8 protein-coding genes are annotated in these 11,351 nt (G+C 61.4%); 6 read left to right on the plus strand and 2 right to left on the minus strand.

Annotated features, from left to right (window positions below):
* Positions 1-74 precede the first annotated feature (74 nt).
* A complete protein-coding gene (gene rraB / locus ADK28_RS04850) occupies positions 75-500 on the minus strand; it encodes a ribonuclease E inhibitor RraB (protein ID WP_004933365.1) in 426 nt (141 codons plus the stop codon).
* Positions 501-662: 162 nt separating this feature from the next.
* Between rraB and argF the strand changes: the two genes are divergently transcribed.
* From argF to ADK28_RS04880, 6 genes are all read left to right on the plus strand, one after another.
* A complete protein-coding gene (gene argF / locus ADK28_RS04855; RefSeq protein WP_048795039.1) occupies positions 663-1,682 on the plus strand; it encodes an ornithine carbamoyltransferase in 1,020 nt (339 codons plus the stop codon).
* 196 nt (positions 1,683-1,878) lie between these two features.
* Positions 1,879-3,447 (plus strand): ABC transporter substrate-binding protein, encoded by a 1,569-nt coding sequence (locus tag ADK28_RS04860; RefSeq protein ID WP_048795040.1) that lies wholly within the window; start codon positions 1,879-1,881, stop codon positions 3,445-3,447.
* Between the two features lie 289 nt (positions 3,448-3,736).
* Positions 3,737-4,672, plus strand: a complete 936-nt coding sequence (gene pyrB, locus ADK28_RS04865; protein WP_004933375.1) for an aspartate carbamoyltransferase — start codon at positions 3,737-3,739, stop codon at positions 4,670-4,672.
* 12 nt (positions 4,673-4,684) lie between these two features.
* Positions 4,685-5,149 carry an aspartate carbamoyltransferase regulatory subunit gene (pyrI, locus tag ADK28_RS04870; protein WP_004933377.1) on the plus strand — a complete coding sequence of 155 codons (465 nt, stop codon included), beginning with the start codon at positions 4,685-4,687 and terminating at the stop codon, positions 5,147-5,149.
* Between the two features lie 98 nt (positions 5,150-5,247).
* Entirely contained in the window at positions 5,248-5,634 is a 387-nt protein-coding gene (ridA, locus tag ADK28_RS04875) for a 2-iminobutanoate/2-iminopropanoate deaminase (protein ID WP_004933379.1), read from the plus strand.
* Positions 5,635-5,837: 203 nt separating this feature from the next.
* Entirely contained in the window at positions 5,838-8,816 is a 2,979-nt protein-coding gene (locus ADK28_RS04880) for a non-ribosomal peptide synthetase (protein WP_048795041.1), read from the plus strand.
* A 36-nt stretch (positions 8,817-8,852) separates the two neighbouring features.
* On the opposite strand, the gene ADK28_RS04885 is transcribed toward ADK28_RS04880, so the two are convergent.
* Complete coding sequence (locus ADK28_RS04885; protein WP_048795042.1) at positions 8,853-11,243, minus strand: beta-N-acetylhexosaminidase; 2,391 nt, start codon at positions 11,241-11,243, stop codon at positions 8,853-8,855.
* Positions 11,244-11,351: the final 108 nt, after the last annotated feature.

Below are 11,351 nucleotides of genomic sequence, written 5' to 3' on the forward strand. Positions count from 1 at the left end.
AACGCTGCAGCTTGAAAGACGACGGGGATATCAGGGGCCGGCGAGAGCCGACCCATGTGAATAAGCGGGGTTAATTAGTGGCGTTTGCCGTCGTCGTCTTCGTCGATGTAGTCGCCGTCTTCGTCATCCTCACCGTCTTCACCGTTCGGATCTTCGAAGTAGGTGCCCCAGCCGTCGTAGTTGACGCCGCAGCGTTCCGCCAGCGCCACCAGCTGCTCGACCTGGGCGTCGATCAGCTCGGCGTTCAGGCCGACTTCGCTGATCACGTCGCAGCACATCACCAGCGAACCGTCTTCCACTTCCAGCTCTTCGGCGTCGGTCACTTCGTAGCCCAGCTTGAAGGCTTCAACGGCAGCCTGCTCCAGAACCTCAAATTTCTCGGCGGACAGATGGTGCTCGATGGTGTAGAGCGCGTCCGGATCGCTGCCGTCTTCCAGCAGTTCTTCGATGATCAGGCGGGTCTCTTCACGTTGTTCTTCCAGCAATTCGCGGTTTGCCATGCCTATATCCTCAAGTCAAATGGCCTTCATTCCTTCTATTTTCACACACCGCCGACATTGCTTCCACGATAAACGTGAAAGATTTCCTCGTCGGGGTTGAAATTGAATATTCATACATATAAAGTGAATTTTAATTCAATTAAACAATCAGGGAATCGGACTATGAGCACCGGCAATGCGTTCTACCAACGTCACTTTCTGAGGTTAATGGATTTCACCCCCGCCGAACTGCAGGCGCTGCTGAAGCTGGCGGCCGATCTGAAACAGGCCAAAAAGCAGGGGCGGGAACCGCGCCGGCTGCAGGGCAAAAACATTGCGCTCATCTTCGAAAAAGACTCGACCCGCACGCGATGCTCTTTCGAAGTTGCCGCATTCGATCAGGGCGCGCAGGTGACCTATCTCGGCCCAAGCGGCAGCCAGATCGGCCATAAAGAGTCGATGAAAGACACCGCCCGGGTGCTGGGCCGCCTGTACGACGGCATTCAGTATCGCGGCTACGGCCAGGCGCTGGTGGAAACCCTGGCGGAACATGCCGGCGTGCCGGTGTGGAACGGCCTGACCGACGAGTTCCACCCTACCCAATTGCTGGCGGATCTGCTCACCGTGCAGGAACACCTGCCGGGCAAGGCGCTGAGTGAAGTGAAGCTGGCGTACGTCGGCGACGCGCGCAACAACATGGGCAACACGCTGCTGGAAGCCGCCGCGCTGGCGGGCATGGATCTGCGGCTGGTGGCGCCGAAGGCCTGCTGGCCGCAGCCGGAGCTGGTGGCCGAATGCCAGGCGCTGGCGCAGCAAACCGGCGCGAAACTCACCCTGACCGAAGACATCGCCGAAGGGGTACAAGACGCCGACTTCCTCTACACCGACGTGTGGGTGTCGATGGGCGAACCGAAAGAGACCTGGCAAGAGCGTATCGCGCTGCTGCGGCCGTATCAGGTCAACATGGCGATGCTGAAACTGACCGGCAACCCGAACGTGAAGTTCCTGCACTGCCTGCCGGCGTTCCACGACGACCAAACCACGCTCGGCAAGCAGATGGCGCAACAGTACGATCTGCACGGCGGCATGGAAGTGACCGACGAGGTGTTCGAGTCGGCGCACAGCGTGGTGTTCGATCAGGCGGAAAACCGGCTGCATACCATCAAGGCGGTGCTGGTCGCCACGCTGAGCGAAACCCTCTGACAGTCCTCCTCCTCCGCCCTGGCGCCCCCGGCCAGGGCGGCTAATATATTCCAGGAATATCAAATAGCGCATTGACCTTTGCCCGCCGCCGGCAAAGGTTCTACCGTGACAGGCCGACGGCGCCCGCGCCGTAAAAACCAACGATAACAAACCGTTCTCAGCGCCGCCCTGCGGCGCCTTCAGGGGATACACACCGATGAAAGCCAAACTCTTGCCGCTGTTCCTGCTCGCCGCCCTGCCCGCCGCCGCGTTGGCCGCCACGCCGCCGAATACGCTGGTGGTGGTGCAATCGCTGGATGACATCGTCAGCCTCGATCCGGCGGAAGCCAACGAACTCTCCAGCATCCAGACGGTGCCCAGCCTGTATCAGCGGCTGGTACAGGCGGATCGCGACGATCCGGCCAAGGTGGCGCCGGTGCTGGCGGAAAGCTGGCGGGGCGATGCGGCGGCCAAAACGCTGACGGTGAAGCTGCGGCCGCAGGCGGCGTTCGCCTCCGGCAACCCGCTGACCGCCGACGACGTGATCTTCTCTTACAGCCGCGCGGTGAAAATGAACAAGTCGCCGGCGTTCATCCTCAACGTGCTCGGCTGGCAGCCGGACAACATCGACGCGCAGCTCAAGAAGATCGACGAACATACCGTGCAGCTGCGCTGGACGGCGGACGTCAGCCCAGCGGTGGCGCTGAATATCCTCTCGACGCCGATCGCCTCGATCGTCGACAGCAAAGCGGCGCTGGCCAACGTCAAAGACGGCGACTTCGGAAACGCCTGGCTGAAGATGCACTCCGCCGGCAGCGGTCCGTTCAAGATGCGCGTCTATCAGCCGCACCAGGCGATCGTGCTGGACGCCAATCCCACCACGCCGGGCGACAGGCCGCAGCTGAAAAACATCATCATTAAAAACGTGCCGGATCCGGCCACCCGCCGCCTGCTGCTCCAGCAGGGCGACGCCGATATCGCCCGCGAACTGGGCGCCGACCAGACCGACACGCTGAAGAACCAGCCGGGCGTCAAGGTGCTGGAGATCCCGTCCGCCGAGCAAAACTATCTGGTGTTCAACACCGGCAACGGCGCCAATCCGCTGCTGAACAACCCGGCCTTCTGGGAAGCGGCGCGCTACCTGGTGGATTATCAGGGCATCACGAAGGATCTGCTGAAGGGCCAATACTTCGTGCACCAGAGCTTCCTGCCGGTCGGGCTGCCGGGCGCGTTGGAGACCAACCCGTTCAGCTACGATCCGGCCAAGGCGAAAGCCATTCTGGCCAAGGCGGGCATCACCCACGCCGCCTTTACGCTGGACGTGGAGAACAAACCGCCGTTCATCACCATCGCGCAGGCGCTGCAGGGCAGCTTCGCCGCCGCCGGCGTGAAAATCGAGCTGCTGCCGGCCGCGGGCAGCCAGGTTTACTCGCGCGTGCGCGCCAGGCAGCATCAGGCGGCGATCCGGCTGTGGATCCCGGATTACTTCGACGCCCACTCCAACGCCAGCGCCTTCGCCTACAACGACGGCAAGAGCAGCACGGTGGCCGGGCTGAACGGCTGGCAGATCCCGCAGTTGAATAAGCAGACGCTGGCGGCGCTGGCCGAAGCCGATCCGGCCAAGCGCCGCGCGCTGTACACCGCCATGCAGCAGGAGCTGCAGCGCAGTTCGCCGTACGTGTTTATCGATCAGGCTAAAACCGAAGTGGTGCTGCGCGACAACGTCAAAGGCTATCAACAAGGGTTGAACGCCGACATGGTCTACTACGATCGCGTCAGCAAATAGCCGGCGAGCGGCCATCGCCGGCCAATCGATTGCGGGGCGGAAAAAAACGGCGTTTTAACGCTTGCAGTGGCGAAAAGCGCGAGTATAATGCGCCACAATTTGCCAGGAGAAAGCATGAAAAACGACGTTTGTTTTGTTAGCCGCAATCGACAAAACCGACTGCCTATCGGCGGCCAGCTGCCGTTGTTTCTCCTGTTGCTAAACCGATCTTTTCAAGCCCCTCATTGAGGGGCTTTTTTTTGCCTTAAAAAGTCCCGCGCCACGGGCACGCGTCGAGGAGGAGTGAAAAATGGCCAACCCGCTGTATCACAAACACATCATCTCTATTAACGATCTCAGCCGCGAGGATCTGGAGCTGGTGCTGCGCACCGCCGCCGGTCTGAAAGCCAACCCGCAGCCGGAGCTGTTGAAACACAAGGTGATCGCCAGCTGCTTCTTCGAAGCCTCGACCCGTACCCGCCTGTCGTTCGAAACCTCGATGCACCGCCTCGGCGCCTCGGTGGTCGGTTTCGCCGACGGCAGCAACACCTCGCTCGGCAAGAAAGGCGAAACCCTGGCCGACACCATCTCGGTGATCAGCACCTACGTGGACGCCATCGTGATGCGCCATCCGCAGGAAGGCGCGGCGCGCATGGCCTCGGAGTTCTCCGGCAACGTGCCGGTGCTCAACGCCGGCGACGGCGCCAACCAGCACCCGACCCAAACCCTGCTGGATCTGTTCACCATCCAGGAAACCCAGGGGCGCCTGAGCAACCTCAGCATCGCCATGGTCGGCGACCTGAAGTACGGCCGCACCGTGCACTCGCTCACCCAGGCGCTGGCCAAGTTCGAAGGCAACCGCTTCTACTTCATCGCCCCGGACGCGCTGGCGATGCCGGCCTACATCCTGAAAATGCTGGAAGAGAAAGGCATCGAGTACAGCCTGCACGGCAGCATTGAAGAAGTGGTGCCGGAGCTGGATATTCTCTACATGACCCGGGTGCAGAAAGAGCGCCTCGATCCGTCCGAGTACGCCAACGTGAAGGCGCAGTTCGTGCTGCGCGCCGCGGATCTGGCCGGCGCGCGCGCCAACCTCAAGGTGCTGCACCCGCTGCCGCGCATCGACGAGATCGCCACCGACGTGGATAAAACGCCGCACGCTTACTACTTCCAGCAGGCGGGCAACGGCATCTTCGCCCGTCAGGCGCTGCTGGCGCTGGTGCTCAACGCAGATTTGGCTCTTTAAGGGGGAACCGCCATGACTCATGACAACAAACTGCAGGTGGAAGCGATCAAATGCGGCACGGTGATCGACCACATTCCGGCGCAGATCGGTTTCAAACTGCTGACGCTGTTCAAGCTGACCGCCACCGACCAGCGCATCACCATCGGCCTGAACCTGCCCTCCAACGAGCTGGGCCGCAAGGATCTGATCAAGATCGAGAACACCTTCCTGACCGAGCAGCAGGCCAACCAACTGGCGATGTACGCGCCGAAGGCCACGGTAAACCGCATCGACAACTATGAAGTAGTGCGCAAGCTGACCCTCAGCCTGCCGGACCACATCGACGGCGTGCTGACCTGCCCGAACGGCAACTGCATCAGCCGCAGCGAGCCGGTGGCGTCGAGCTTCAGCGTCAAATCTCGCGGCGGCGAAGTGCACCTGAAATGCCGCTACTGCGAAAAAGAGTTCGAGCATCAGGTGGTGTTGCAGGCCGACTAAGCCCGGCATGGGCGCCGGGAGATGGCGCTGTCATTCTCCCGGTGACGCCCTATAATGGGATTTCTGGATAGAACAATCCTCGTTTATCAGGAGAAAACATGTCACGTAACATCAGCACTGAACTCGCCCCGGCAGCCATTGGTCCTTACGTGCAGGGCGTTGATCTGGGCAGCATGATCATCACTTCCGGCCAGATCCCGGTCGATCCGAAAACCGGCGCCGTCGCCGACGACGTCGCCGCACAGGCGCGCCAGTCGCTGGAAAACGTCAAGGCGATCGTCGAAGCCGCCGGCCTGATCGTTGCCGACATCGTGAAAACCACCGTATTCGTGAAAGACCTGAACGACTTCGCCACCGTCAACGCCGCGTACGAAGCCTTCTTCACCGAGCACAGCGCGCCGTTCCCGGCCCGCTCTTGCGTAGAAGTGGCGCGTCTGCCGAAAGACGTGAAGATCGAAATCGAAGCCATCGCCGTGCGTCGTTAATCGACACACACGCGAATCACGGTCAGCTTCGGCTGGCCGTTTTTATTGATAATAATTTTTTAACCCAATTAATTTATAGCGATAGCGTAATATCGTTCACATTTACAATTCCCTAATAAAAATACGCCTATAATTGTTTTTCACCCGGCCGGGTCATTGCTGTTTCATTTCGTTCACTTCGTGAATAATGACAGGAGATAACCATGGCACCTAGCGTATTGGATTATTTTATCCAACAAGTTTCCCGTTATCCGGAAAAACTTGCCGTCGTCGGCGATAATAAGCGCCTGACCTACCGTCAATTGGATGAAGCCAGCAGCGCACTGTGCGCGCTGTTGCTACGGCGGGGCGTGGCGCCCGGCAGCTATGTGCCGCTCGTTACGCTGCGCACGCCGGAAATGCTGATCGGTTTGTTGGCGATCGTCAAAGCCGGCGCAGGCTATATTCCCATCGACGCCCGTTACCCGGAAAAAAGAATACAGGATATCGTTACGCAAAGCGGTTCCCCTTTAATACTCGCCAGCAACGCGACGATAGCGCTTTCGGAAAATAACTTCAGCGAGGATATTATTTATATTGATAATATATCAACTTCTTCGCAGGAGAATATAACGTTAATTTCTCCGTCTCCCGATGCCATCGTTTATCTCATTTTCACTTCAGGCACCACCGGCAAACCGAAAGGTGTGCTGATAGAACATCAGTCGCTGCTGCATTTAATTCTCTGGCATAACAAGCAATTCGTCATGGATGCCGAAAGTCGTTCTACGCTGATCGCCGGCTTGAGTTTCGACGTCGCGCAATGGGAGATCTGGTCGCCTCTGACCAGCGGCGGCACATTGTATCTGCCCCCGGAAGACGCTCGCCTGCAGCCGGAAGTCCTGCTGGCCTACTTTGCCGAACAGGGCATTACCCACGCCAGCCTGCCCGCCGTACTGGTCGCCGAAGTGGTCGGCGCGCCGCAACCGGCCAATCTGGCGCTGCGGTATCTGTTCAGCTCAGGGGAGAAACTTCATCCGGTCGATCTGCGCGGCATCGATTATGCATTGATCGATTACTACGGCCCGACGGAAGCCACCATATTCGCCACCTGCAACCGGGTGGCTTGCGCCACGCAAAACCCGCCCGCCAGCATTGGGCGGCCCATCGGCGATACCGAAATCTTCATCCTCGATGACCGACTGCAGCCCGTGATCGGCGATCGCCCCGGCGAGCTGTATATCAGCGGCCGCTGTCTGGCCCGCGGCTACCTGAACAATCCGGCGTTGACCGCCGAGCGCTTCATCACCCCGCCTCACTTCGCCGGACTGCGCCTGTACCGCAGCGGCGATCGGGCTCGTTGGCTGGCGGATGGCCGCATTCAATATCTGGGCCGTATCGACGATCAGGTCAAAATCCGCGGCAATCGCATTGAACTGGGCGAAATCGAAAACGCCATGCTGCAGGTTGCGGGCGTCCGTAAAGCGGTGGCCGCCGTGGCGATGGCAGATGATCCGCTGGGCAAGAAAATCGTGGCGTTTCTGATCGCGGAGTGTGACGGCGAAAACGTGATCGCACGCGTCCGACAGAAACTGAAAGAAACGCTGCCCACCGCATTTCTGCCCGCCGATTATCGTTTACTGCAACACATGCCGCTGAACAACAACGGCAAAATCGACAAAGCGGCTCTGTTGGCGTATTACCAACCGGTCAGCGCCGGCGTTGCGCAGCCGCTGACCGCCGATCAGCGCATCGTCGCCGATCTCTGGCGTTCGTTGCTGAAAGTGGAACAGCCCGCAACCGACGATGATTTTTTCTCGCTGGGCGGCCATTCGCTGTTGGCGGCCAAACTGATGGCAGCGCTGGCCGAGGCATTTGCCGTCGAGACGTCGGTGCACGACATCTATGAATATCCCACTCTGGGCGCCCTGGCGCAGGCACTGGCACAACGCAGAGACCGGCAACCGACACAGCGGCAAGGCGAAGCGCGTGCCTTGCAGGATGATGTGTATTTGCCGTCGGATCTCGTCATCGATCCGACGTTCGATCCGCGGCAAATCAGCGCGCCGCGCGCCATTTTGCTGACCGGCGCCACCGGCTTCGTCGGCGCGCATCTGTTGGCCGATCTGCTGCGCACCACCGACGCCGAGCTGTACTGTCTGGTGCGCGACGGCGCCAAACTGCCGCCGAGACAGCGGCTGGAGGCGGTGCTGCAGCGCTACCGGATCGCGCTGAACGCCAGCCAGCATGCGCGCATTCATATCGTGCCTGGCAACGTAGCGAAACACGACTTTTCGCTGACGCCGGCGGCCTACAGGGCGTTAAGCCGAGATATCGATCTGATTTACCATTCGGCCAGCGCGGTGAATTTTATCCAGCCTTACGCCTACATGAAGCGCGACAACGTGCAGGGCCTGCGGGAAATCATTCGCTTCGCGGCGCATAGCCGCACCAAGCCGCTGATGCTGCTGTCGACCATCTCCGTATACAGCTGGGGGCATCTGCACACCGGCAAGCGGGTGATGCGGGAAAGCGACGATATCGACCAAAACCTGCCGGCGGTCAGCCGCGATATTGGCTACGTGCGCAGCAAATGGGTGATGGAGAAAATCGCCGATTTGGCGGCGGCGGAAGGCCTGCCGCTGATGACCTTCCGCCTGGGCTACGCCACCTGCCACAGCCGTACCGGCGTCAACGCCGATTATCAATGGTGGGGACGGCTGGTGAAAACCTGCATCAGCAGCGGCACGGTGCCGGATTTACGGGATATGCGCGAAGGGTTGACCACGGTGGATTACATGACCCGGGCCATCGCCCACGTCTCTCGCAATCCGCAGGCGCTGGGGCAGAAATTCAACCTGATCCATCAAGGTGACAATAATCTGACGCTGCGTGAGTTTTTCAGCCTGCTGGAGCGCGAGTTCGGTTATCGTTTTCGTCCCGTGCCCTTCGCACAGTGGCGGGCACAATGGGAAAACGACAGCGACGCGCCGCTGTACCCGCTGCTCAGCCTGTTCAAGGATCCTATGGTGGACGAGCTATCGACGGTGGAGCTCTATCAAGACACCTATCGGTGGGACTGCAGCAACCTGCAACGCTTCCTGCAGGGCAGCGGTATCGATGAGCCGCGCTTCACCCGCCAGCTGCTGCTGAATTACCTGCAGCACGCCATCGGGTATGCGCCGCTGTCGCTACAGGCGTAACAAAACCGGGGCTCAACTGGCCGAGCCCCGTCACCCTCACTCCGTTTTAAGCCCCCGCAGCAGCGCCTCCAGCGGGTACACCGCGGCAATCACCACTTCGTCGCGCGTCTGCGCCGCCGCATCCAGCCGGCGCTGCGCTTGTTCGGCCTCGGCCCGGCTCAGCGGTTTGCCCTGCTGATGGCGATCCAGCAGCGTTAACCCTAATGCGGCCAGGGCATCCACGTCCTGCGCCACCGGCGCCAGATCGCGCAGCGTGCGGTTGCCCGCGATCGCCGTTTGCAATGCCGCGCCGTTCGCCTGCCAGCGCTGCAGCCGTTCGCGCAGCGCCTGCGCCGCCGCCTTATCGCGCTTATCCTTCAGCAAGGCCGCGACCTGGGCATGCATGGCGCGCACCGCCTCGCTCTCCGGCGGCAGCGCATCGGCGAAGCGGTTCAGCGGTTCGAACTGGTGATAGTTGCCGGCCTGGAACTTCAGATGCTGGCGGGTGTAATACTGCGCCGGTTCCACCGCCTCGGCCAGGATCTGCAGCGGCGCGATCTGCACGCTGTTGCTCAGCCGGGTGAATTCGCGCGCCGTTTCCGCATGCTGCTGCAGGCCGACCGACACCACCGACCAGGCGTCGATCGCCGCCAGCCGCCGGTACATGTTGTTCTCATCGGTGACGTCCTGCGCCGACCACAGCCGCTCCGCCACCGCGAAGGCACGCGGCCACAGCTTGAGATCGATCAGCGGCGCACGCACGTTTTCCGCCCACAGCGCCGCTTCCCCGCCGAGAATGTTGGCCTGCCCCTTCTCATCCGGCACCACCGGCATCTTGCCCGCCGGCGCCGCCGCCAGTTTCTCGCCCTGGGTGGGGTAACGCACGTTGCCGACCAACGTATAGCCGCTGAGCTTGTCCTGTTGCAGCGTAAACACCGGCCGTGTGTCGCCCATCCAGGTATCGACACGGAACGTCACCTGCTGCGGCGTGCGCCAGACGATGTCGTGCACCGCGCGGCGCGACTTGCCGTTGAAATCGATAAAGCCGCGCCAGCCCTGCTTGCCCTCGATCAGCGTGAAGCTGCCCTCCACCGCGCTACCCTTCAGACGCGGCATGCTGAAACGCCAGCTTTGCGCCTGCTCGCCGGGTTGCACCGCCGTCTCGACCCCCAGCGGCTGCGGCAGAATTTCATTGCGGTGGTGATAGGCGGTGCTTTGCGGCTGATCGAGGTAGAAACCGGTGGAGAGGATGCCCTGATAGCCGTCCTGCGCGCTGGCGCCCAGCGAGTCTTGCCCTTGCCAGGACTGAATGACGATCGAACGCGGCAGCGACGGATGGTAGATCTCGTCCCAGCCGACCATCTGCCGCTGGTGCTTCTCGAGGATCTTTTCCAGCTTCTGGTTGAAGTAGGCCTGCAGCGCATGGGTATCCGCCAGCCCGTTCTGCTGCATAAACGCCTGAATCGACGGCGACGCCCGCCACTGGCTGGCGTCCACTTCGTCGCCGCCGATGTGCAGATAAGGATCGGGGAAGATCGCCGCCAGCTCGCCGACGATCGTCTCGACAAACTGATAAACCTCGTCTCGGGTCGGATCGAGCGTCGGCTTATGCACGCCCCACTCGCGCTCCATGCGATACGGCCCCGGCGCGCTCATCAGGTCGGGATAGGCCACCGCGATGCTGGAGGCGTGCCCCGGCATGTCGATCTCCGGCACCACGCGAATGCCGCGCGCCGTGGCGTAAGCCACCACCTGCCGCATCTGCTCGCGGGTGTAGAACTGGCCGTCGCTGGCCTGCTGTTGCAACTTGGGATAATGCTCGGAGGCAAAGCGCCAGCCCTGATCGTCGGTCAGGTGCCAGTGGAACACGTTGAGCTTGGCCGCCGCCATGCCGTCGAGCTGGCGCAGAATGTCCGGCAGCGGCAGGAAATGGCGCGCCGAGTCCAGCAGCACGCCGCGCCACGGGAAGCGCGGCACGTCGCGGATATCCACCAGCGGCAGGAAGGTGTTTTGCCCGTCGGTCTGCAGCAGCTGCAGCAGGGTCTCCATGCCGCGCAGCGCGCCGAAGCGAGTGTTGGCGGTCAGCGTGGCGCCCTGCGGCGTGACCGCCAGCCGATAGCTCTCATCGCTGCCCGGCAGCGGCTGCGCCGCCACCCGCTCCTTGATCACCACCTTGATCGCCGCGCCGTTCGCTTCCTCCCTCGGCGCCAGCGTCCAGCCGGTCTGCAGTTCGATGCGTTGCCGCCAGCGCGGCAGCGCGTCGCCCAAGTCGTCACCCTGCAGCGTCAGGGACAAATGGTGATCCAAAACCAGCTTGCCCGCCGGTTGCGTCACTTCCACCTGCTGCGGCCAGGGCATCAGCGGCAAATCACCCGCCGGCTGCGCCAGCGCGCCGCAAGAAAACCATAACGATGAAGCCAGTAGCGTATAACGGAAAGGTCTGTGCATCGGAAATTCCTCAGAGGAAAAAAACAAAATATCCCCAATGAATTTCAAACCACCGCTAGGCGGCAAGCGCCCGCATCCCCAGGCGCTTAGGTCTGCTAAGTCACTGGG

Source organism: Serratia sp. 506_PEND (assembly GCF_001076875.1).
Lineage (GTDB): Bacteria > Pseudomonadota > Gammaproteobacteria > Enterobacterales > Enterobacteriaceae > Serratia > Serratia marcescens.

Bases quoted from the DNA above. Each gene is read 5' to 3' on its own strand.
- rraB (WP_004933365.1), bottom strand. From the start codon at position 500: ATGGCAAACCGCGAATTGCTGGAAGAACAACGTGAAGAGACCCGCCTG.
- ADK28_RS04880 (WP_048795041.1), top strand. From the start codon at position 5,838: ATGGCACCTAGCGTATTGGATTATTTTATCCAACAAGTTTCCCGTTAT.
- pyrB (WP_004933375.1), top strand. From the start codon at position 3,737: ATGGCCAACCCGCTGTATCACAAACACATCATCTCTATTAACGATCTC.
- pyrI (WP_004933377.1), top strand. From the start codon at position 4,685: ATGACTCATGACAACAAACTGCAGGTGGAAGCGATCAAATGCGGCACG.
- argF (WP_048795039.1), top strand. From the start codon at position 663: ATGAGCACCGGCAATGCGTTCTACCAACGTCACTTTCTGAGGTTAATG.
- ADK28_RS04885 (WP_048795042.1), bottom strand. From the start codon at position 11,243: ATGCACAGACCTTTCCGTTATACGCTACTGGCTTCATCGTTATGGTTT.
- ADK28_RS04860 (WP_048795040.1), top strand. From the start codon at position 1,879: ATGAAAGCCAAACTCTTGCCGCTGTTCCTGCTCGCCGCCCTGCCCGCC.
- ridA (WP_004933379.1), top strand. From the start codon at position 5,248: ATGTCACGTAACATCAGCACTGAACTCGCCCCGGCAGCCATTGGTCCT.